15 protein-coding genes are annotated in these 22,170 nt (G+C 67.3%); 7 read left to right on the top strand and 8 right to left on the bottom strand.

All coding sequences use genetic code 11. The features are described 5' to 3' along the window. Positions 1–10: 10 nt before the first annotated feature. Entirely contained in the window at positions 11–1,039 is a 1,029-nt protein-coding gene (gene fni, locus F9929_RS01080) for a type 2 isopentenyl-diphosphate Delta-isomerase (protein ID WP_152044677.1), read from the bottom strand. A gap of 179 nt (positions 1,040–1,218) precedes the next feature. Between fni and F9929_RS01075 the strand changes: the two genes are divergently transcribed. Continuing rightward, positions 1,219–2,175 carry a polyprenyl synthetase family protein gene (locus F9929_RS01075; protein WP_152044676.1) on the top strand — a complete coding sequence of 319 codons (957 nt, stop codon included), beginning with the start codon at positions 1,219–1,221 and terminating at the stop codon, positions 2,173–2,175. A gap of 6 nt (positions 2,176–2,181) precedes the next feature. Here F9929_RS01075 and F9929_RS01070 read toward each other — a convergent pair whose 3' ends face one another. The 4 genes from F9929_RS01070 to F9929_RS01055 are packed head-to-tail and all read right to left on the bottom strand — an operon-like array spanning position 2,182 to position 7,039. Further along, positions 2,182–3,111: a phytoene/squalene synthase family protein gene (locus tag F9929_RS01070; protein ID WP_152044675.1), complete on the bottom strand. Its 930-nt coding sequence runs from the start codon at positions 3,109–3,111 to the stop codon at positions 2,182–2,184. Further along, positions 3,104–4,612 carry a phytoene desaturase gene (locus F9929_RS01065; RefSeq protein WP_152044674.1) on the bottom strand — a complete coding sequence of 503 codons (1,509 nt, stop codon included), beginning with the start codon at positions 4,610–4,612 and terminating at the stop codon, positions 3,104–3,106. The genes F9929_RS01070 and F9929_RS01065 overlap by 8 nt, the downstream gene beginning before the upstream one ends. Further along, positions 4,612–5,781: a lycopene beta-cyclase CrtY gene (crtY, locus tag F9929_RS01060; protein WP_235918928.1), complete on the bottom strand. Its 1,170-nt coding sequence runs from the start codon at positions 5,779–5,781 to the stop codon at positions 4,612–4,614. The genes F9929_RS01065 and crtY overlap by 1 nt, the downstream gene beginning before the upstream one ends. Then, complete coding sequence (locus F9929_RS01055) at positions 5,774–7,039, bottom strand: glycosyltransferase (RefSeq protein WP_193227563.1); 1,266 nt, start codon at positions 7,037–7,039, stop codon at positions 5,774–5,776. Before F9929_RS01055 ends, crtY begins: the two co-directional genes overlap by 8 nt. Before the next feature lie 122 nt (positions 7,040–7,161). Here F9929_RS01055 and F9929_RS01050 point away from each other — a divergent pair, with 122 nt between their 5' ends. Next, positions 7,162–7,743, top strand: coding sequence for a DUF2585 family protein (locus tag F9929_RS01050; protein WP_193227562.1), 582 nt, complete (start codon positions 7,162–7,164; stop codon positions 7,741–7,743). Here the strand turns inward: F9929_RS01050 and F9929_RS01045 are convergent. Continuing rightward, entirely contained in the window at positions 7,740–9,263 is a 1,524-nt protein-coding gene (locus F9929_RS01045) for an ATP-binding protein (protein WP_152044670.1), read from the bottom strand. The genes F9929_RS01050 and F9929_RS01045 overlap by 4 nt on opposite strands. Positions 9,264–9,518: 255 nt before the next feature. Further along, the gene (locus F9929_RS01040) at positions 9,519–10,994 is read right to left on the bottom strand and encodes a UdgX family uracil-DNA binding protein (RefSeq protein ID WP_152044669.1); all 1,476 of its coding nucleotides are present in this window, start codon (positions 10,992–10,994) and stop codon (positions 9,519–9,521) included. Positions 10,995–11,128: 134 nt separating this feature from the next. Between F9929_RS01040 and F9929_RS01035 the strand changes: the two genes are divergently transcribed. Together F9929_RS01035 and F9929_RS01030 are read left to right on the top strand one after the other, a co-directional pair. Continuing rightward, complete coding sequence (locus F9929_RS01035; RefSeq protein ID WP_235918927.1) at positions 11,129–11,401, top strand: type II toxin-antitoxin system Phd/YefM family antitoxin; 273 nt, start codon at positions 11,129–11,131, stop codon at positions 11,399–11,401. Then, positions 11,398–11,820 (top strand): type II toxin-antitoxin system VapC family toxin, encoded by a 423-nt coding sequence (locus F9929_RS01030; protein ID WP_152044668.1) that lies wholly within the window; start codon positions 11,398–11,400, stop codon positions 11,818–11,820. The genes F9929_RS01035 and F9929_RS01030 overlap by 4 nt, the downstream gene beginning before the upstream one ends. A 4-nt stretch (positions 11,821–11,824) precedes the next feature. On the opposite strand, the gene F9929_RS01025 is transcribed toward F9929_RS01030, so the two are convergent. Further along, complete coding sequence (locus F9929_RS01025) at positions 11,825–13,072, bottom strand: putative DNA modification/repair radical SAM protein (RefSeq protein ID WP_152044667.1); 1,248 nt, start codon at positions 13,070–13,072, stop codon at positions 11,825–11,827. Positions 13,073–13,282: 210 nt separating this feature from the next. Between F9929_RS01025 and F9929_RS01020 the strand changes: the two genes are divergently transcribed. From F9929_RS01020 to F9929_RS01010, 3 genes are all read left to right on the top strand, one after another. Then, a complete protein-coding gene (locus F9929_RS01020; protein WP_152044666.1) occupies positions 13,283–13,834 on the top strand; it encodes a BA14K family protein in 552 nt (183 codons plus the stop codon). Between the two features lie 337 nt (positions 13,835–14,171). Continuing rightward, positions 14,172–16,169 (top strand): autotransporter assembly complex protein TamA, encoded by a 1,998-nt coding sequence (locus F9929_RS01015; protein ID WP_152044665.1) that lies wholly within the window; start codon positions 14,172–14,174, stop codon positions 16,167–16,169. 2 nt (positions 16,170–16,171) lie between these two features. After that, the gene (locus F9929_RS01010; RefSeq protein ID WP_152044664.1) at positions 16,172–22,123 is read left to right on the top strand and encodes a translocation/assembly module TamB domain-containing protein; all 5,952 of its coding nucleotides are present in this window, start codon (positions 16,172–16,174) and stop codon (positions 22,121–22,123) included. Positions 22,124–22,170 lie beyond the last annotated feature (47 nt).

Raw genomic sequence — 22,170 nt, 5'->3', positions numbered from 1 at the left:
GGAAACAGGGTTATGCCTGGAGCGGCGCCCGGCGCAAGGCGGAAAGGTCGGCCGAGCCGGTGCAGAAGCACGCAATCCGCAACTGCTCGATGACGGTGGCGAAATGAGCGACCGCCGCCTCCGTGGAGGCCTGCGCGGCGGGAAGGCCGGCGGCCGCCTGGCCGACGAGATCGGCGCCGAGGCGAATCGCCCGCGCGGCGTCCAACCCGCTCCGCACGCCCCCCGAACCGACGAGATAAAGATCGGGGCAGGCGGCCCGCGCTTCCGCGATGGCGCGGGTCGTCGGGATGCCCCAATCGGCGAACAGGAGCGCGGTGGCCGCGCGGCCGGGATCGGACATGCGCTCGGCCTCCACCGCCGCCCAGCTCGTGCCGCCCGCCCCCGCGATATCGAGGGCGGCGATGCCGAGATCGGCGAGGCGCCGGGCGGTTGCCGCCGAAATGCCGGCGCCAACCTCCTTCACCACCACGGGCACGCCCAGATCCCGCACCAGCTCCCCGATGCGAGCCAAGACGCCGCGCCAGTCGCGGTCGCCGCCTTCCTGCACGGCTTCCTGCAAGGGGTTGAGGTGAACGATCAGCGCATCCGCCTCGATCATGTCCACGGCGCGGCGCGCTTGCCCGACGCCATAGCCCAGCGCCAGTTGCGCGCCGCCGATATTGGCGAGGATCGGCACGGAAGGCGCCAAGCGGCGCAGCGTGCCGTCGAGCCCCGCCGAGCCGCGCCCTTCCAGGGCGATGCGCTGCGAGCCGACGGCAAAGGCGATCCCGAGCGCTTCTGCCGCCTCTGCCAGATGGGCATTGATGCGCCCCGCCCGCTCCGGGCCGCCTGTCATGGAGGAAATCAGAAGCGGTGCTCTTAGCCGGCGACCGAGAAAGCGCGTGGAAAGGTCGATCGCGTCGAAATCGACTTCCGGCAGCGCCTCGTGGACGAAGCGAATCTCGGAGAAACCCGAATCGGCACGCCGGGCCTCGTGACGGGGCGACAACACGATATCGAGATGATCGACCTTGCGTGTCTCGATATCGTGTTGATCCAAATCGTTCTCGACGCTCGACAAACGCTCTCCATCCCGGAAAGTAGGGGGAATTTCTCGTTGCGGCACTAAGGCCCACTTGGCACGCCAACGTATCGCGGCAACTATCGCCATGCGGCATGAAGCCTGCACCGGCGTCAAGCCGGCGATCGAGACGGTCTTTCGGGAGGGAATGCCGCCGCATGTCATCCGACTTCAAGCTGAGCCTGGCGGATTATCGCAAACGGATCGACGAGCGGCTGGGGGTCGTCCTGCCGACGCCTTTGCCGAGCCAGGGCGCGTTAGAGCGGGCGATGCGGGCCGGCGTGATGGCGCCGGGCAAAAGGTTGCGCCCGCTCATCACCGTGATCGCGGCGGAAGACCTCGGCGGCTCCACCTCGGCGGCCATCGACGCGGGCTGCGCGGTGGAAATGGTGCATGCCGCCTCGCTGGTTCTCGACGACCTGCCCTGCATGGACAACGCGACGCTCCGGCGCGGGCTGGCGACGGTGCATCTGGAGCATGGCGAGGACACGGCCGTTCTCGTGGCGGTCGGCGCTCTGGCCGGCAGCACCCAGCTTCTGGCCGGCATTCCCGAGCTTTCGGCCGAAGCGCGGCTGGAGGCCATCGCCATCCTGTCGCGCGCCGTCGGCGTGCGCGGTCTTGTGGGCGGCCAGTTCGAGGATCTGCGCGGCGGCCCTTCCAAGCGCGGCGTCGCCGAGATCGCCGCCGCCAACGGCCTGAAGACCGGATCGCTCTTCTCGGCGGCGGTGGAGATCGGGGGCGTCGTCGCGGGCGTGCGCGACGGGGTGAAGGCGGAGCTTCGCACCTTCGCCGAGGAACTCGGCCACGCCTTCCAACTGATGGACGACCTTCTGGACGGCCGCAAGGACGCGGCCGAGATCGGCAAGGATGTCGGACAGGACCGCAACAAGTCGACCATCGTCGCGCTGATGGGGCCGCAGGGCACCAGCCGGCGGATCGAGCGGCATATGGCGACCGCCGGGCGCAGCCTGGCGCGCATCTTCGGCGAACGCTCGCGCCTGCAAGGGCTGGTGGATCACGCGATCGGCTCGGTGTTCGGACCGGCGACGCCGGTGCCCGCCCGCCGAGTGGAGGATTTCGCGGAGAACCCGGCGCAGGAAATCGGTCTCGCCTGAGGCGGTTCAGGCCGAATGCGCCCAAAGCTCCGCGGAGCGGGGCGCGCGAGAGCGTGCGCGGGGCATGAGAGCGATGAGGCCGCCCTTCGCCACTTCGCCGAGCTTGGCGGCTTTTCCTGTCGACACGCGCTTGTCCCAGGCATGGGAGCCCCGGCGCACGACTTCCACGCCGATCCGCCGATAAACGCCGAGCGCCGTCGCGATCGCCCAGGCCGAGCGGCGCGGCAAGGCCTCGATGCCGATGTGGGCGGAGGCGTAATAGGGCTCGGCGAGATCCACCAGCCGCCGGGCGAGACGCGCCACCTTTTCCCGCTCGGCCTCCTCGGTGATCCGTGACAGGTCGAGCCCGATTTCGCGAAGCCATTGCGCGGGCAGGTAGATCCGCCCGACCCGCGCGTCCGGCACGATGTCTCGGGCGATGTTGGTGAGCTGGAAGGCGAGGCCGAGGTCGGCGGCGCGCTGAAGGGTCGCCGCATCGCGCGCACCCATGATGCGGGCCATCATCACGCCGACGACGCCGGCGACGTGGTGGCAATAATCGAGAAGGTCTTCGACGCTCTCGTAGTGCCGCTCTTCCACATCCATGCGGAAGCCTTCGAGATGGTCGAGTGCCAGCGCTTCGGGCATGGCGTGACGCTTGGCGACGAGTTGCAGCGCCTGGAAGGCCGGATGCGCCACCGCTTCGCCGGCAAAGGCGCGGCGCGTGTCGCGTTCGAGTTCGCCGAGGCGTTCCCGGGCGTCGGTGGCGAGCAGCGTGCCGCCGCTTCCCAATTCCTGCCCGTCCACGACGTCGTCGCAATGCCGGCACCACGCATAGAGCATCATCGCATCGGTGCGCGTTGCCGGATCGAACAGCCGGGCGGCGGCGGCGAAGCTCTGCGAGCCTTTGGCGATGATCTCCTCCGACAACCGCGCGATCGTCGCGGCGTCAGACATGGGCGCGTGCATCCTCGATCATCAACCCGGCCGTCGCCTTGGCCGAGCCGACGACGCCCGGAACGCCCGCGCCCGGATGGGTCCCCGCCCCGACGATGTAGAGGTTCGGGATGGCGCTGTCGCGATTGTGCGGGCGGAACCAGGCGCTCTGCGTCAACACCGGATCGAGCGAGAAGGCGGACCCCACATGCGCGTTCAGCTCCGACTTGAAATCGACCGGCGTGAAGATGCGGCTCGTCACGAGATCTTCGGACAAACCCGGAATGTAGTGCTTTTCCAGATAGGCGAAGATGCGGTCGCGATATTTCGGCCCTTCCGCCTCCCAGTCGATATCGGCATTGCCGAGATGGGGCACAGGCGCCAGCACGTAGAAGGAGCCCATGCCGGGCGGCGCGAGGGAGGGGTCAGTCGCGCAGGGGTTGTGGAGGTAGAGCGAGAAGTCGTGCGGCAGCGTCTGGCCGTTGAAGATCTCGGCGATGAGGTCGCGGTAGCGCCCCCCGAAGCAGACCGTGTGATGCATGATCTCCGGCCGATGCCGCTTCAACCCGAAATAGATCACGAAGAGCGACATGGAGAATTTCTTGTTCTTCAGCCGCTTGGCATGGGCGTCTCCCCTCACTGTTCCCTTCAACAGGGTCTCGTAGGTGTGGACGACATCGGCGTTGGAGGCGACGAGATCGGCCGCGAAGTGCCGGCCGTCCTTCAACACGACGCCGGTTGCGCGGGTGCCTTCCAATTCGATGCGCTCGACATCGGCGCTGAGTTCCATTCTCCCGCCGAGATCGGCGAAAAGCTGCGCCATGCCCCGCACCAGGGCGCCGGTGCCGCCGCGCGGGAAAAACACGCCCCATTTGCGCTCCAGCGCGTGGATCAGCGCGTAGATGGAGGAGGTCGCAAAGGGGTTGCCGCCGACAAGCAGGGAATGGAACGAGAAGGCTTGGCGAAGCTGGTCGTCCTCGATGAACTCGGCGACCTTGGCGTAAACGCTCTTCCAGGCCTGCAACCGGGCGAGCTGCGGCCCGGCGCGGATCATGTCGCGGATATGGAGGAACGGCACGGTGCCGAGCTTGATGTAGCCTTCTTCGAAGACGGCTTTCGAATAATCCAGGAAGCGGCGATAGCCGGCGAGGTCCTTTTCGTTCTTCGCGCCGATCTGCCGGTCGAGTTCGGCCTGATCGTTGACATAGTCGAAGGCGTAGCCGTCTTCCCAGCAGAGGCGATAAAAGGGCGAAACGGGCAGAAGCTCGACATAGTCGGAAAGCTTTCGTCCCGCGCCCTCGAAGAGTTCTTCCAAGGCGGACGGGTCGGTGATGACGGTCGGGCCGGCATCGAAGGTGAAGCCCTGGTCCTCGTAGACATAAGCGCGACCGCCCGGCTTGTCGCGACGCTCCAGAAGCGTGGTCGCGATGCCGGCCGATTGGAGGCGGATCGCGAGGGCCAGGCCGCCGAAACCCGCGCCGATCACCATGGCGCGCTTGGGGGACGACGGACGGTCGAGCATCAGGCGGTTTCTTTCGATTGCAAGCGGGGGCGAACGAGCGCGCGCAGCGCCGCGATCACCGGAACGGGCGGCCGGCCGGCCAGAATGCGCAGCTTGTCGGAAGGCGCGAGGCGCGCGGCATAGAAGCGGGCGATCACGTCGTCCGGCAGACGGTGGAAATGCTGGAGGATCTCGAAGCGCTTGTCCGGTTCGCCGGCCAGAAACAGCATCCGGTTGAGCTGGCGAAAGAAGCGCCGCTCCTCCCAGCGCGCCGCGGACCAGTCGCGGCACAGGGCAAAAAGCGCGGGCGCGGACAGATCGGGCGCGGCCGAGATCGCGTCAGCAAGGCGCACGGCGTCGGGCAGCGAATAGCCGGTGGTGGGATGAAACAAGGCGGCGGCGAGGCCCGATGCCGGAACGCCGCGCCGGGCGTCCCAGAAACGGCGGATATCGCCGTCGAGCGCGATCGGCAGAACGCCCTGTTCCTCGCGAAGCGTTTCGGCTCCGGCCCATTCGGCCGAGGTGCAGTAATCATCGATGCGGATGCGAAGGGTCGCCGGATCGAGCCCGCCGCCATCGGCGTAATAGGTGTCCTCCACCAGAAGCCGGTGGGGGTCCAAGGGCAGAAGGTAGATGAAACGGTAGCCGTCCGCCTGCGGCACCGTCGCGTCCATGACCACCGGATCAACAAGGCCGTGGGGGTCGGGAAACACGAGTTCCCGGCCAAGGAACTTCTGGAAGCCGAGATCGAGATGCGGGCTGGCGCGGTGGCCGCGCCCGTCGAGAACCGCGCCGGCCTCGATGCGGGTGCCGTCGTCAAGCGTCACCGCGTCCGGCTCCAGCGAGGCGGCGGGCGAGTTCAGGCGGATGTTTCGCCCGACACGCGCCGTCAGAAGCTCGGCGAAGCGGGTGGAGGGAACCGAACGGTAGCCCGTTTCGATCCGCCTTTCGCGGGCTGGAAACCGCACCTCGTAGCGCGGCCATGAATGGGCGACGAAGGGGGCGAGCCAGCGTGCTTCGTTTTCGGTCAGGTCGTGTTCGTGAAAGCTCCAGGTATGGTTGCCGCCGGGCGCGTCGCCGGCTTCGAGAACGAGAACGGATAAGTCCGGCCGCCGCTCGGCCAGCCGCCACGCGAGGAGGCCGTTGGCGAGCCCGCCGCCGACGAGAACGAGGTCGAAGCGTTCAGGCAAGGGCGGCCTGCCGTCGATAGGCATCGACGCCCGCGGCCCGCTCGATCAGATCAACCGCCAATTCCGCTCCACCCGACCCTTGAATCTCCCGGCCGATGCGGCCGGCATTCTCCCTGATCTCCCGTCGCTCAAGAAGGCGCTCCATGGAAGACGCGATACGCCGCGCGGACACCATGACGCGGGGCAGCCTTTCGCCGACCCCGTGATAAGCGATGCGTGCGGCGACGCCCGGCTGGTCGAAGGCGATCGGCACGGCGAGAACCGGCACGCCGGCGCGAAGCGCGTCCATCGTGGTGTTCATGCCTCCGTGGGTGACGCAAAGCGCGGCATGGCGCATGACTTCGCCGAGCGGCGCGAAGTCCGTGACGAAGTCGGCGCCGAGCGCCTTCGCGTCTCGTTCCGACAATCGCCCGCAATGGGCGACGAGCGTCTGGCACCCGAGCGAGCGGGCGGCGCGCACGATCTTCGAGAAAAGGCCGCGCCGGTGCCCCTGCATCGTGCCGAAGGATGCGAAGACGAGCGGCCGGGCGGGATCGAAGGCGAAGGGCAGAACGGGCGCGAGCGGTTCCTCGCCGCGAATGGGCCCGACCGCATGGAAGATGGATTGCGGGGGCCTTGGAAAATCGAAACCCGGCACAGTCTGGGCGATGCGCAGCGCCGGCGATAAGCAGTCCTCTGCCGTTTCCAGCCGGGACAAGCCGAAGCGCTCGGCCCATTTCGCGATCGTGCGGCGCTGGCGCGACAGAAGAACGCGCGCCACCGTCACGCCGCCTTCGTTGCGCTTCAGCCCTTCCGGGCTCGGATCGAAGGGCCAGTCGAGGAAGGGCAAGGGAATGCCGGGCGCGGGCGTCATCGGCAAGGCGGCGGCGACGGACACGAGCGGCAGGGACAGGTGCCGCGCCAGAAGCCCGGCGGCCGGCTCCATCTCGTCGCCGATCACGGCATCGGGCCGCAGCGCCCTGCAGATCATCGGCCCGTCGAGGCAAAGCGCGTCGGTCAGTGCCGAAACATCCGCCACGGTGGAGAGGATGCCGAAGGGGCCGTTCGGCCGCGCGGCACGCGCCAGCATCGCCTCGATCCCGCCGCGCCCGGCCGAGCGCACGCTGCGCACTTCGGCGCTCGACACGAAAAGCGGTCGCGCGCCCTCGTTGACGAGAAAAGTCACCTCGTGGCCGCGCGCGGCGAGACGATCCGCCAGCGCCTCGAAAACGCGGATGTGACTGACAAACGGAGACGGGATCAGAACGAAGCGACTCATCTGCCGAAAGATGTAGCAGCCTTTGCGGAAAGGGCGATGGAGAAGCATCGGTTCGCGGCGTATCGTCTTGTGCTCCGATGGCACACGCAACCCCGACGCCCCGCGCCCGTTACGAGTTCCGAATGACGCAAGCCCTCCAGCCCATCCCGGAAAACGAGCGCAGCCCCTTCCCCGAAGGCCGCTTGGCGCAACTCGGCGTCGCCCTTGGCCTCATCGCCGCAATGGTGGCGCTGCTTCTCCTGATGGGGCGCCATCCGGTCTGCCCCTGCGGACGGGTGACCCTTTTGCAGACCGGCCACGATCCGAACGAGAACTCGCAACAATTCGCCGACTGGTATTCGCTGCTCCACGTCGCCTTCGGCATGGGCATTTACGCCATGGTGCGCTGGCTCCGGCCGCATTGGACGGTGGGCTCGACCATGCTGGCCGTCGTGTTCGGCCATTCGATCTGGGAAGTCGCCGAGAACACGCCTTGGATCATCGGCGTTTTTTCGGGCGGCGTGAATGCGCCGCATTATTCCGGCGACAGCATCCTCAATTCGCTCGGCGACAGCTTCTTCGCCTTTTCCGGCGCGGCGGCGATGCCGTTCCTGGCGCTTCCCGTCGTCGCGGTGGTGGTTCTCGCGATCGAGGTCGCGGTCACATGGGGCGTCGGCGACGGTTTCGTCGTCGGCACGCTCCGGCTTCTGGGCGTCGACGTCTAGAACTTCGTCGACAGCCGCGCGGCGCGGCGGGCCCTCGCGTCGTCGAGCTTCATGGGCTTGGCGCGCTGCACCGTGCGCCAGCCGGTCGACAGGATCGTGACGACGCGGTTCCCCCGGAAATCTGCCTCCACCGTGATGAAGTTCCGCTCGGCCATGAAGCCGAGAAGAAAGCGCCCGCGCGAGGGGGAATGGCTGCCATAGGCACGCGCCAAGGCCTCGTCCGAAGGGCAGTCGGCACCATCGCGGGCGGCGCGCGCCAGCATCAGGAAAACGCCCTGCATGTCTTCGGGAAGGGCGTCGCTATGGTGGATCACCGCCTGCCAGCGCTCGTCGGCGACATCCTCCGTGACCCCTGCACGCGCCAAGCTCAAACGACGCCGGAACGCGGCCATGTCGGTTTCGGCCCCGCGCAGGCGCTTCAAACGGCAATGGGTCAGGAAGTCCTGGAACAGCACCGGTACGGGCCGGAAGGCGGCGTCGGGATCGGCCAGCATCTCGGCGAAGATCTCCTCCACGATGACCCGGCGCTCCTCGTCGGTGCGCGCATCTTCGTCCTCGATCGCGGCTGCGGGCTTTTCGCGCGAGGCGGCGACGCGGCCGAGAAGCTCGTGCGTGGAAACACGGGGGACCGCCGGCTCCCGCGGCATCGGCGCGGGGACCTCGATCTCGGGTGCGGCGGCGAAAATCAGGTCGCGCATGTCGGCCGCCCCGAGTTCCGGCAGCGCCATGAGCGAGGGCCGCCCGGTGCGCCCGCGCGTTTCCACCGAGCCGATGCGCACCGCCACCGGCCGGCGCGACAGGGCGGGGCCAAGCGCCACGAAATGGCCGGGCTCCAGATCGCGGAAACGCTCGGCCTGCCGGCGGTCCATGCCGAGAAGATCGGCGGCGCGCGCCATGTCGATGTCGAGAAAGGTACGGCCCATCAGGAAGTTCGACGCTTCTGCCGCGACGTTCTTGGCGAGCTTGGCGAGACGCTGCGTCGCGACGATGCCGGCCAGCCCGCGCTTTCGCCCGCGGCACATCAGGTTCGTCATCGCGCCGAGCGAGAGTTTGCGGGCCTCGTCCGACACTTCGCCGGCGATGGCGGGGGCGAAAAGCTGCGCCTCGTCCACGGCGATCAGCATCGGGAACCAGTGCGAATGGTCGGCGTCGAAAAGGCCGTTCAGGAAGGCGGCGGCGCAGCTCATCTGCACTTCGGCGTCGAGCCCTTCGAGGTTGAGGACCACAGACGCGCGATGCTCGCGGATGCGCAGCGCGATGCGCTGGAGTTCGGCGGGCGTCCTGTCGGCGTCCACCACGAGATGGCCGAAACGATCGGCGAAGGACACGAAGTCGCCTTCCGGGTCGATGATCGCCTGCTGCACGTATGGCGCGCTCTGCTCGAGCAGGCGGCGCAGAAGATGCGACTTGCCCGAACCGGAATTGCCCTGGACGAGAAGGCGCGTCGACAAAAGCTCCTCGAGATCCATCTCGGCCGGCTCGCCGGCTCCGTTCGTCCCAAGATCGACGGCAATCTTCATTCGCGTGCTTCTTCCGGCGATGGTTCGAATTGTACTGGATATCATGGGTCGAGCGTCAGGAGTCGGCGATCCGCTTGGGCGTCCACAGCAAATAGAAGCGTCGAACGACGCAGAAGCCACCAACCCCACCCCAAAGCCCTCACCCTGAGCCTGTCGAAGGGCGGGCGCTCGGCACGACGGTGGTGCGTTACCCTCCCCTTCGACAAGCTCAGGATGAGGGTAAGGCAGAGGCTGAGGGTTGCGCAGATGGGAACCTCACGCCGCCAACGCGATCTCCGGCACCGTCCGACGCACGAGCCCCATATCGGCGTGGAAGGCTTCCGTTTCGCGTTTCTGCGCGTCCGGGTCTGGCAGGCGCAGGATGTAGGCGGGATGGACGGTGACGAGGAGCTGCGTGTCGCCGCCGATGTCGATCAGCCTGGAGCGGGTGTCGCGGATCGTCACGGTCTTGCCGAGAACCGTGGCGGCCGCCGTCGCGCCGAGCGCCACGACGAGCTTCGGCTTCACGATGTCGCGCTCGATCTCCAGCCAGAAGCGGCAGGCCTTCACCTCTCCCATGGTGGGCTTCTGGTGAATGCGCCGCTTGCCACGCGGGGTGAACTTGAAGTGCTTCACGGCATTGGTGACATAGGCTTGGGTCCGGTCGATCCCAGCCTCGGCGAGCGCCGCATCGAAGACCTTGCCGGCCGGGCCGATGAAGGGCTCGCCCGCAAGATCCTCCTGATCACCCGGCTGCTCGCCGACGAAGATCACGGGCGCATCCTCCGGCCCCTTGCCGAAGACGGTCTGCGTCGCAGGCTCCCAAAGCGGGCAGGCCTTGCAGTGCTTGGCCTCGGCGCGTGCCTCGTCCAGCGTTTGCGGCTGGTTGCCCCCATGCGGCACCGCCGCCACCTTCGCCGCCCGCGCCATCTCACCCATCTCCATCACCCGTTCGTGACGCAAACTCGGCAGGGTCGGCGCGGTTTCCAGCATGCGACGCGACGCCTCCTCCGCGCCGCGTATGAGAGGCTCGATCAGCGTCGCCTCGGGCAGGTTCTTCCAGTATTTCTTCGGCATCTCGGCCTGCATGGCTTTCACCTTCAGCCGCGCCGGGTTGAAGATCGAGGCGTAGTAGGTGAGCCAGAGATCCTCGGCCGCGTCCTCCTTCGGCCGGTCCTCGCGTGATGCGCCGGGACCGAAGGAAAGGTCCGCGCCGTCCCAATGGACCGAGCGCAAGGGTGTGAGGATCGACCAGACCATGCCGGCGAAGCGCCGCATGAAGAAGGGGGCGGTCAGTTCCACCACGTGATGCGTCGGCTCGAACCAAGCGATGTAGTGCCGCCCCTCGCCCGTCTCGATCTCGCGAAAGCGCAGGAACGCTTTCATCTTATGCGCGTCGCGATAAACCGCCTTCTCCATCTCGCGGGCGCGGATCACGTCGTCGTCGGAAGCGACTTCGAGCAGCCCCTTCTCGGCTTGGAGCCGCCAGAGCAGGCGATATGCGAGGAGGAACCGCTCGGGATCGGAATGGCAAAGCATGTTGCGGGCAAGATCGGGGAAAGCCTTGGCCACGGCGATCGGCGGCGCGTCGTCCGGCATCTCTTCGGGCAAGGGCTCGGCAAAAAGACCGGGTGCTTCCTCGCCCACGACGAAACTCATCTCATCCGGCGCGACGCCCAGCGCTACCGCCCGCCGTGCAGCCTCCCGCCATCCGTCGAAATCGGCGGGGTGGGACAGGCGGGCGAAGAACATGGATATCTCACGATGATGACGGAAAGAACCGCTCGGGAAACGCTGACGGCACGGAAGCGTTCACCCATCTTCGTGGACCTTCACGCGCGCTGCGATTAAGATATGTGCAACGATTGCGATCGGGAGGTTCGACCATGTCCAACGCCGCCAGAACCACATTTCCTATGCCGTCGGCCAACGATCAGATCGCGCCGGCGGCAAAAGCTGCCGCTAATGGCCCCGTTGTCCTTACCGAGGACGGAACGCCCGCCTTCGTTCTCATGACGCATGACGAATATCTAAGACTCAAGGATCGTCCACGTTCGATCTTGGACGCCATTGCCGATATGCGCCCCGAAGCCGATTTCGATTTCGACCCGCCGCGTTATCGTGGTCCAGCGCGAGCGACACCCATCGATCTCGAATGACCAATTTCATTTTCGACACGAATGTCGTTTCAACTTTCCGTCGGCCAGACCGTGTCTCGAGTAAAGTTCTGGCTATCTTAGGCAACCTGCCCAAAGAACGTTGTTTTGTGTCGATCATCACTCTGATGGAGATCGAGCAAGGTATACGTCAAGCGGAGTTCCGAGATCCACTTCAGGGCCTTGTTCTGAGACAATGGTTCATCCTTTATCGCAGCGCGCTTGGCAGCGGACTTACTCTCCCTGTCACGGAAACGATCGCGTTGAGATGTGCAGCGCTTGGCGTTCCCAACCCAAGACCGGTTAACGACGCCCTCATCGCCGCCACCGCCCTCGTCCACGACCTGACGCTCGTCACCCGCAATGTTTCCGACTTTCGCGGAATTAGAGGCTTACGCCTCGTGGACCCCTGGGCTCCCTGACCTGTCAGAACAGGCTCAACTGCTCCGCCGCCGGGCGGATGCGGGGGGCGAACTCGGCGCGCAGGTTCTCGCGGTCGGCGAAGCGCCCCGGCGACCAGCCGTGCGCCGTCACGAAGGGTCGCACCTTTTCCACCGACTGGCAGAGCTTGGCGACGTCATCCAGCGTCAGGCGCTTGTGGAAGCGCGTCGACAGGATGCGCTTCACCGCCCGCGTCCCGAAGCCCGGCACGCGCAAGAGCATCTCGCGGTCGGCGCGGTTGACGTCGACCGGGAACAGATGCCGGTTCTTCAGCGCCCAGGCGAGCTTGGGATCGATGGAAAGGTCCAGCATCCCCCCTTCCCCGCCCGACACGATCTCGTTGCGCTCAAAACCGTAGAAGCGCATCAGCCAGTCGGCCTGATACAGGCGGTGCTCGCGCATCAGCGGCGGACGCGACACGGGCAGCCGGCTCGACGAATCCGGGATCGGCGAGAAGGCGGAATAATAAACCCGGCGAAGCTGGTAATTGCCGTAGAGATTTTCCGAGCGCCCGAGGATCGCGTCGTCGTCCGAGCCGTCGGCGCCGATGATCATCTGCGTCGACTGGCCGGCGGGCGAAAAGCGCTTCGGTTTCGCGCGGTCCTTGGCTTCGCCGCGATGCTCCTCGATTTTGGAGCGCAGGTGCCCCATGGAGCGGCGGATGTCGCGCGCATCCTTCTCGGGCGCCAGCGCGCCGAGCGACAGATCGGTCGGCAGTTCGATATTGATCGACAGACGGTCGGCGAAGAGCCCCGCCTGCTCGATCAGAAGCGGCGAGGCGTCGGGAATGGTCTTCAGGTGGATATAGCCGCCGAAATTCTCCTCCATCCGCAGCTTGCGCGCGATGGCGACCATTTCCTCCATCGTGTGGTCGGAAGAACGAATGATGCCGGACGACAGGAACAGGCCCTCGATATAGTTGCGCTTGTAGAAGTCCATGGTGAGACGCACGACCTCGTCGACGCTGAACCGGGCGCGCGCCACGTTGGAGGACGAGCGGTTCACGCAGTAGATGCAATCGTAGATGCAGAAGTTCGTCATCAGGATCTTGAGGAGCGAAATGCATCGCCCGTCCGGCGCATAGGCGTGGCAGATGCCCGACCCTTCCGTCGAACCGATGCCCTTGGACTTCAGGGAATTGCGTTTCTCCGAGCCGCTCGACGCGCAGGACGCATCGTATTTCGCGGCGTCGGACAGGATCGCGAGCTTCTGTCGAACGGTGAGAACGGCCATGTGGAGAACATAGCGTTCATGTTCCGTTCAGGCCACCGCGCCTAGCGTTTTTCCACTCCTTCGGCTGCGACATTTCCGACCGGCCAAACCTTGCCGTTGCTGGAACGAAATGGGGCAAGCCGAGTTTCACCGCGAACACCCAAGCTCCTTCCTCGCCATCTGTTCGCGTTCAAGGCTTGGATTTCGTTTCGAATCTTCGGAAGGTGCAAGATGAGGAAGTTTCTCCTGAGCCTCGGCGCCGCCGCGACGCTGGCCGCCGGCATGGTGGGCCTCAGCGCCCCCAGCGCGTCCGCCGATCCCTATTGGGGCCGTGGCTATGGGCATGGCGGCTATTACCGCGGTGGTGGCGGTTGGGGTGGCGACGATCGCTGGCGCTACCGTCGCGGCTGGCGCAACCATGGCGGCGACGCTCTGGCGGCGGGTGCCATCGGCCTCGGCGTCGGCGCGCTGCTCGGCACGGCTTTGACCAGCCGCCCTTATGACGATGGCCGTTATTACGGGCGCGGCTATTACGGCAACGGCTACGATGGCGGCGGTTATTACGGCCGTCCGGGCGTCGTTCTGGAAGGCCCAGCTTATATCGAGCGTCCGGCCTATGTGGAGCGTCGCGTGTATTACCGGCCGGCTCCGGTTTATCGCGAGGTCCGCCCCGTCCGGCACTACAGCCGCGCCGATCGTTGCGCGGCCCGCTACCGGACCTACGATTATCGCACGAACACCTACTTCGCCCGTCCGGGCGTTCTGAGGGAATGCCGCCTTTGACCTGATGAGGTCGGAGCGCAGTATCGAAAGGGCCGGCCTCGGAGCCGGCCCTTTCCTTTGTGCGAAGGCTCTCTGCGGCATTCGTGCCGGTCGACGGCCTTGGGCCTGCCGCAATCTGTGACGGCATGGGCACATGGGATGGCGGAATCGTCTGCGGCTCACGAGAATGTCGGCCTCGGACAAGGAGCGTATGTTGTCCTGAGAGGATTTTTGGGCATCCTAACCGACGACGCGCGACGGCGACCGGTGGGGCGATGCCGCCATGCCCTCGGGATCGCGCGACAGGGAAAGACTGATCGGGCGGCAGCATGTCCAGAGTAGGCGTTTGAAGGCGACGATGATTCGAGGCCGGGACCAAAGCGGCGCACCGCGTGGTCCCCGCGCCGCGCGAGGCTTCGCCGCGCCAAGCTTCGCCGCGCTTGCCGTCGCGGCTGGGCTGACGCTCGGTGCGACCGTGCCGGCCGATGCCATCAGCATCTTCGGCCTGAAGCTTTTCGAAAGCGAGAACGATCCGACGGCCGACATCGTCGATCCGGTGAATTACACCGTGACGCTGGCCGTGCAGCCGGCGGATGCGGACTTGGAAAAGGCGCTGAACGCCGCGTCCACCCTCGTCGCGGACAAGGACGACCCGGTTTCCGGCTCGCTCGGCCTCCTCGCCAAGGCGCGCACCGACCGCAAGCGGCTCGTCGCCGCCCTTTACGAGAACGCGCGCTATGACGGGCTCGTCACCATTCTGATCGAGGGCCGGGACATCGCGACGCTCGCGCCGGACGCGACCTTCAACACCGCGAGCGGCCCCGTGCCGGTGCAGATCGTGGTGGAGCCCGGCCAGGCGTTCACGGTCGGCCGCGTCGATATCCGCGCCAACGGCGCGCCGGTCGACCCTCAGACCTACGATCTCGCCTCCGGTTCCTCGGCCGCCTCGACGCGCATCTTGGACTCGGAGGCCAAGCTTCTGGAATCGCTGCGCAACGAGGGCCGGCCCTTCGTCGCGGTCACGCAGCGCGATGTCGTCGCCGATTCCAACACCAAGACGCTGGATTACCGTCTCGGCATCTCGCCCGGCGAAAAGGTGCCTTTCGGCGACATCTTCGTGGACGGCACCAAGGCCGTCGATCCGGGTTTCGTCGCCTATATGACCGGCATCGAGAAGGGCGGTGTCTTCTCGCCCGCCGATCTGAAGAAGGCGCGCGACCGGTTGGTGAAGCTCGACGTCTTCTCCTCGGTCAGCGTCAAGGAAGGCAAGGCGCAGGCCGAGGACGGCACCTTGCCGGTGCAGGTCGAGGTGGCCGAGCGCAAGTTCAATTATTTCGGCATCGGCGGCACCTATTCCAACACGGACGGCGCGGGCGTTTCGGGTTATATCGGCAACCGCAACCTGTTCGGCCGGGCCGAAAGCCTGCGGCTCGACGCTTCCGTATCGCGCATCGGCGCGAGTCTGGCCTCCGACGACACGGTGCGCAACACCGACGACCTCGACTACAAGGCCTCGCTCGTCTTCAAGAAGCCGGGCGTTCTCGGCCCAGATTCCGTTTACATCGGCTCCATCGAGGCGATCAGCGAGCATCCGCTCGCCTACGACCGCAACTCGATCGCGGTGACAAGCGGCGCGCAATACGCCATCGACGACCAGCAAACGGTAGAAGCGCGTCTGCGCCTCGAATACGAGACCATCACCGACTATCTCGGCGACGCGGAATATTTCATCGCCTCGCTGCCGATCACCTATACCTACGACAGCCGCGACAACAAACTGAACCCGACGAGCGGCTTCGTCGGCAAGCTCTACGGCGAGCCGTCCTACGAGATCGAAGGCGGCGCGCCTTTCCTGAAGGCGCGCGCCGACGCCTCGACCTATCTTTCCCTGACGGATTCCAACCGCTTCGTGGTGGCGGGCCGCGTTTCCTATGGCGCGGTGGTCGGCGCGGACCTCGAGGACGTGCCCAACGACCGGCGCTTCTATGCCGGCGGCGGCGGTTCGGTGCGCGGCTACCAGTACCAGACGATCAGCCCCTTCTTTCCGGACATTCTCGGACCGACAGGGGACGAGAGCTTCAACGACACGCCGACCGGTGGCTTGTCGCTGTTCGAGACCAATCTGGAACTGCGCTTCGGCGTGACGGAAAACATCCAGATCGTGCCTTTCGTGGACGGCGGCGCGGTCGGCACCGATCTCGCGCCCGATTTCTCGAACTTCAAGATCGGCTACGGCATCGGCGCGCGCTACCTCACGAGCTTCGGTCCCATCCGCGTCGATGTCGGCTTCCCCGCGCAGCCGAGCGACCGGGACCAGAGCTTCCAGATCTATGCCGGCATCGGACAGGCCTTCTGACCATGCGCCAGCTTCGTTTCTTCATCGCGATCGCGATCGTCACCCTCGCTTTCGCGGGCTTTGGCCGTGAAGCGCGGGCGCAGGAATTCATCGCCCGGCAGATCGAGAATCTCGTTTCCACCGACTCTCTCAAAGTCCAGATCGATGGACTGTCCGGCGCGCTGACGGGGAACCTTCGCATCAACAGCGTCACGGTTTCCGACCCGAAGGGTCCGTTCCTCACCGCCCGCGACCTCGCGATGGACTGGTCGCCGCTCCAGATCGCGCGCCGCAACATCGCCGTCCAATCGCTGACCGCCGGGCAGATCAGTTTCGACCGCCTGCCCGAACTCCCGCCCTCCCCCGCCACGGAGTCCTCCGGCGGCGGGCTGCCGAACTTCACCGCCGATATTCAGCGCCTCGCCATCACCGAGTTCGTGCTGGGTGAAGCCGTGGCGGGCACGCCGGCGCGGTTGTCGCTGGACGCCAAGCTCGTGTTCCAGGGCGATCCGGCGCGGCTCGAAACCAATCTCAACCTCAACCGCCTCGACCAGCCGGGACGGGTCGCGGCCAACGTGCTCTTCGCGCCGGCCGAGAACCGGCTCGACGTCAATGTCGATGCCGGCGAGCCGGCGGGCGGCCTCGTCGCGAGCCTCCTGAAGATTCCCGGCGCGCCGCCGGTGCAGCTTACCGTCACCGGCTCCGGCCCGCTCGACAACTTCGCCGCCAACGGCGCCCTGAATGTCGGCAACGAGGAGGCCGCGCGTCTTCAAGCCCGCGTCGAAGGGCGGCCGGAAGGGCGGCACCTCGCCGCCACCTTGAACGTCGCAGCCGAGCGCTTCGCGCCGGAAGCCGTCCAACCCTACGTGAAGGGCGGTGCCAATCTCGACGCCAATGTCCTGTTCCGGCCGGACGGCGTTCTCGGGCTGGAAGCCGTGCGGTTGTCCTCCGACGTGCTTCGGCTCGACGCGTCCGGCACGCTCGACCGGGCGGGGCCGCAAACGGCGCTCGATCTGGCTCTCGCCAGCCCCGATGGGGGGCCGATCCCCTTGCGCTTCGGCGAAGGAACGGGCCAGACGGTGGTGGACGTTTCGCGCCTCCAAGCCAAGCTTGCCGGCGCGCTGGCTGCCGCCAATATCGACCTTTCCGCCAACCTCCCCCAGGCCGGCTACGGCCCCTATGCCGCCCGCGATCTCGCCCTGTCCGCCACCGCGCGCGGCTTCGATCTCCAGGCGCTCTCAGGTCCCTTGTCCCTTACCGCCAATGCCGGCGCGGTCGTGATGCCGGACGGCATCGGCCAGCGCTTCACGGAAGGGCGCGTCACGATCGATGCCGACGGGTCACTCGGCAACAACAGCCTGACACTCGCCAACGGCCGGATCACGACCGGCGCGGCCAATGCCGCCATCCAGGGCACGGCGGCGCTGAACTTCTCGACCTTCGACCTCACCCTGTCCAGCGACTTCCAGACGCTCGCCCTGTCGGCCGCCCTCGTGCCGCTGGCTGGCGAGCGCACGCAGCTTTCGGGCCGGGCGACGCGCGACGCAGCGGGCACGCTCGGCGTCCAGGATCTGGCACTTCGCGGCACCGGCCTCACCGTCAACGGTTCGGCGCGCCTGTCGGGCGACGAGGTCCAGGCGGATGTGCGCGGCAATCTCGACGTGCAACCGCAGGAAGGCTCGGCGATCAGCGGCAAGGCGGATTTCGCGCTTCTGGCCAACGGCCCGACCGCGCAGCCGAACGTCGACCTGTCGCTGAACAGCCAGGGCCTTCGCGTCAACGGGCGGGAACTGGCGAACCTGAAGGCCGAGGCGCGCGGGAGCTTCACCGGGCAAACGCCGCGCGGCTCGCTCAACCTCACCGGCACGCTCGACGGCCAACCCTTGTCCGGCACGGCCAACCTTGCGACGCTTCCCTCCGGCGACCGCGAGATTTCCGATCTCGCCATCCGCCAGGGACCAAACAACGTCACCGGCGATCTCAAAATCGGCGAGGTCGGCGCGCCGGTCGGGCGGCTCGACGTCGATGTCGAGGATATCGGCCCGCTCGCGGCGCTTGCCCTTCAACAAGCGAGCGGCGACCTTTCGGGGCGCATCGACCTTTCCGTCAACGATCGCGACTTCCCCCTCGCGAGCGTGAACCTCACCTCGAACAGCCTGACGGCGGCCGGCAACACGCTCACCGATGTCGCGCTCGACCTCGATGTCGAGGACTATCTCGGCAAGCCGCTGCCGAGTGGCACGATCCGCGCGCAGGGCATCACCGCCGGCGGCGTTTCGGTGGAAGGCCTCACGGTCGACCTGTCGCGCGCCGGCGACGGCACGCGGCTCGATGCCCGCGCCACGGCCAACGGCGTGCCGGTGGAACTGGCCGGCGTCGCGACGCTCGGCGCCACGGAAACCGCGATCTCGCTGGAAAAGCTCACCGCCGCGATCCCGAACGCCGCCGTGTCCCTGGCGCAGGCTTCCCAAATCACGCTCGCGAACGGCACGACGACGATCCAGCCCATCACCCTCAACGCAGCCGACGGCTCGCTCCGGCTCCAGGGAACGGCGGGCGAGACCCTGAACCTGTCCGCCGAGCTCGACCGCCTGCCGGCCGCGCTCGCCAATGCCTTCGTGTCCGGCATCGACGCGTCCGGCACCCTGTCGGGCACGGCGCGTGTCGAAGGTCCGGCAAGCCAACCCAATGCCAGCTTCGATCTTTCCGGCACCGGCATCACCGCACGCGAGGTCGCCGCAGCGGGTGTGCCGCCGATCGAGCTTCGCGCCAATGGCACCTATGCCGACGCGCTTCTCACCCTTCGCGAAGCGCGGGCCACGATCGGCAGCGCTTTCCTTCAGGCATCCGGCACGGCCGGCGAGACCCTGAATGTCGACGCTCGCCTGTCCGAGGTGCCGGTGGCGCTCGCCAACGGCTTCGTGTCGGGCCTCAAGGCCAGCGGCACGATTTCCGGCTCGGCGGCTTTGCGCGGAACGGGTGCCGCCCCGACCGCCACCTTCGACGTGTCGGGTTCCGGCATCAGCGCCGCCGAAGTGCGCGCCGCCGGCATCCCGCCCGCCCAGCTTCGCGTGGAAGGCGCTTTCGCCGATGGCACCGCCGATCTGCGGACGGCCGTGGTCAATATCGGCGAAGCCGTGATCCAGGCGAGCGGGCGCGTCGGGCGCGCGCTGGATCTGAACGTGCGGCTCGGGGAAGTCCCGGTCGGCCTCGCCAACGCCTTCGTGCCGGGCTTGAACGCGCGCGGCACGATTTCGGGCGACGCGCGGGCGACGGGGGCGATCGACAACCCGAATGCGACCTTCGCCCTTACCGGCCAGGGCATCACTGCCGAGCGCATCGCCGCCTCCGGCATCGCACCGCTCACGCTCGACATCGCCGGCAATGTCGCAAACAAGACTGCGACCATCGAACGCGGGCGGGTGAATGTCGGCGAGGGTTTCCTCGACGTCGTCGGCACGATCGGGCAAGCCCTCGACGTCAAGGTCGACATGCAGCGCCTGCCGGTCGGGCTCGCCAACGGTTTCATAGCCGATCTCGACGCGGGCGGCACCCTGACGGGCAGCGCCGCGGCGACGGGCTCACTCTCCGATCCGGCCGCGACCTTCCGCTTGTCGGGCGATGCGATCACCACGCGCCAGATCAAGGCGGCGTCGCTGCGGCCGGTGGAACTCGACCTGTCCGGCCGCTATGCCGGCGGCACGGCGACGCTCGACAGCGCCCGCGCGACGATCGGCGAGGGTTCGGTGTCCTTGAGCGGCACGGTCGGGCGCGCGCTCGATCTCGATGTCGCGCTGGACGATCTGCCGGTCGCCATCGCCAACGGTTTCGTGCCCAATCTCGGCGCATCCGGCACCCTGTCGGGCAGCGCTGAGGCAACCGGCTCGGTTTCCGATCCGCAGGCGACGTTCGAGATCGAGGGCCGCCAGATCACCACGACGGAAGCGCGAAAGGCCAGCGTTCCCCCGCTCAGCCTGGATCTTTCCGGCCGCTATGCGGGCGGCACGGCCGAGATCGGCACGGCGCGGATCGCGGTCGGCGACGGCACGATCACGGCCACCGGCACGGTCGGCCAGCGCCTCGATATCGACGTGACGCTCGCGCGCCTTCCCGTCGCCCTCGCCAACGGCTTCGTGCCGGGGCTCGGCGCGCGCGGCACGCTGAACGGCAAGGCGAGCGCGACGGGCTCCACCAGCAACCCGGCCGCCACCTTCGACATCCGCGCCGACGACGTGTCCACTACCCAAACGCGGGCCGCCCGCGCACCCGCCATCGACGCCGTCGCGAACGGCCGGTACGAGAACGGCGCGGTAGCCCTGCAGACGGCACGCGTGACGGTCGGCTCCGGCACGGTGGATATCACCGGACGCGCCGGACAGGATCTCGACCTCCAAGTCGCGATCCGCAACCTCCCCGCTTCGCTGGCGAGCGCGGCCGCGTCCGGCATCGACCCGACCGGCAGCCTCAACGGCACGGCGCGCGCCACCGGCCCGGCCTCCAACCCGAATGCCGAGTTCGACCTCAACCTTTCCGGCTTCACGATCGCGCAAACGCGGCAAGCCGGCGTCGGCCCGCTCGGGATCACCGCGAACGGGCGCTATGGCGACCGGAACCTCCAGTTCGACACGCGGCTGACGGGCGGCGGCGGCTTGAACTTCACCGCCGGCGGCCGGGTCGGGCTGGCGGGCACGCCGCAATTCGACATCCGCGCCAACGGGACCGCACCGCTGGCTCTGGCCAACCGCATCCTCGCCGAGGGCGGGCGGGCGGTGCAGGGCACGGCACGGATCGATGTCGCCGTGTCGGGAACGGCCGCCGCACCGAACGTCAACGGCACGATCTCGACGACGGACGCGACCTTCACCGATACGGGCGCGAATGTCGCCGTGCGCAACATCGCGACGACGATCACGCTTTCCGGCCAGACGGCGACGATCTCCTCCTTCCGCGCCAACCTCGCGGCCGGGGGGACGATCACCGCCGGCGGCACGCTCGGCCTGACGAACGGCTTTCCCGCCGACATCCAGGTGCGGCTTGCCGACGGGCGCTACTCCGACGGCGAGATCGTCGCGATCCGGCTGAACGCGGCGCTTAGCCTCACCGGGCAGCTCACCGCGACGCCGCTTCTCGCCGGTTCGATCGACGTTCGGCGCATGGATATCCTCGTGCCCGCGCGCTTCCCGACCTCACTGTCGCGCATCGACGTAAAGCGCCGCAACGCGCCGCCGCGCGTCGCCAAGCAGCAGAACGAGCTATTTCCGCCATCCAAGGGCGGCGGTGGCGGCGGTGGCATCAATCTCGATATCGCTTTCAACGCGCCGAGCGAGATCTTCGTGCGCGGGCGCGGTCTCGACGCGCAGCTCGGCGGCTCGCTCCGCATCCAGGGTTCGGCGAGCGCGCCCGCCATTACCGGCGGCTTCGAGCTCCGGCGCGGGCGTCTCGTGATCCTCAACAAGCGGCTAGACTTCCAAAGCGGCACCTTGAGCTTCACGGGCGACCTGATCCCGCTTCTCGACTTCGTGGCGACCTCGGATACGGGCGACGTGACGGTGCAGGTCGCGGTGACGGGACCGGCCAACGATCCGAGCTTCAACTTCTCCTCCTCCCCCGCCTTGCCGCAGGACGAGGTGCTCGCCCGCCTCATCTTCAACCAGGGCACCACGAACCTGTCGCCGCTCCAGATCGCGCAACTGGCGGAAGCCGCAGCGCAGCTTGCCGGCGTCGGCGGCTCGACGGGTCTGCTCGAAAATCTGCGCTCCCAGCTCGGCGTCGACGATCTCGACGTGCGCACCACGGCCGATGGCCAAACGGCGGTCGGCGTCGGGAAGTATCTGAACGACCGGACCTATCTCGGCGTCGACTCCACCGGTCGCGCCTCGATCAACATCGATATCGGCAAGGGTTTGAAGGCGTCCGGTGCGGTCACGGCCGAGGGCGGCGGCGAGGTCGGCATCTTCTACGAGAAGGAATACTAAAAGCCGCGTTCGCAGCAGGCTGCGCCGGCTCGCCGCGGAACCTCATC

This window comes from Aureimonas psammosilenae (assembly GCF_009176975.1).
GTDB lineage: Bacteria > Pseudomonadota > Alphaproteobacteria > Rhizobiales > Rhizobiaceae > Plantimonas > Plantimonas psammosilenae.
This window is presented reverse-complemented; position numbering and strand designations above follow the sequence as displayed.

Bases quoted from the DNA above. Each gene is read 5' to 3' on its own strand.
- F9929_RS01075 (WP_152044676.1), top strand. From the start codon at position 1,219: ATGTCATCCGACTTCAAGCTGAGCCTGGCGGATTATCGCAAACGGATC.
- F9929_RS01055 (WP_193227563.1), bottom strand. From the start codon at position 7,039: ATGAGTCGCTTCGTTCTGATCCCGTCTCCGTTTGTCAGTCACATCCGC.
- F9929_RS01065 (WP_152044674.1), bottom strand. From the start codon at position 4,612: ATGCTCGACCGTCCGTCGTCCCCCAAGCGCGCCATGGTGATCGGCGCG.
- F9929_RS01050 (WP_193227562.1), top strand. From the start codon at position 7,162: ATGACGCAAGCCCTCCAGCCCATCCCGGAAAACGAGCGCAGCCCCTTC.
- F9929_RS01030 (WP_152044668.1), top strand. From the start codon at position 11,398: ATGACCAATTTCATTTTCGACACGAATGTCGTTTCAACTTTCCGTCGG.
- F9929_RS01020 (WP_152044666.1), top strand. From the start codon at position 13,283: ATGAGGAAGTTTCTCCTGAGCCTCGGCGCCGCCGCGACGCTGGCCGCC.
- F9929_RS01025 (WP_152044667.1), bottom strand. From the start codon at position 13,072: ATGGCCGTTCTCACCGTTCGACAGAAGCTCGCGATCCTGTCCGACGCC.
- F9929_RS01045 (WP_152044670.1), bottom strand. From the start codon at position 9,263: ATGAAGATTGCCGTCGATCTTGGGACGAACGGAGCCGGCGAGCCGGCC.
- F9929_RS01040 (WP_152044669.1), bottom strand. From the start codon at position 10,994: ATGTTCTTCGCCCGCCTGTCCCACCCCGCCGATTTCGACGGATGGCGG.
- F9929_RS01035 (WP_235918927.1), top strand. From the start codon at position 11,129: ATGTCCAACGCCGCCAGAACCACATTTCCTATGCCGTCGGCCAACGAT.
- F9929_RS01010 (WP_152044664.1), top strand. From the start codon at position 16,172: ATGCGCCAGCTTCGTTTCTTCATCGCGATCGCGATCGTCACCCTCGCT.
- F9929_RS01015 (WP_152044665.1), top strand. From the start codon at position 14,172: ATGATTCGAGGCCGGGACCAAAGCGGCGCACCGCGTGGTCCCCGCGCC.
- F9929_RS01070 (WP_152044675.1), bottom strand. From the start codon at position 3,111: ATGTCTGACGCCGCGACGATCGCGCGGTTGTCGGAGGAGATCATCGCC.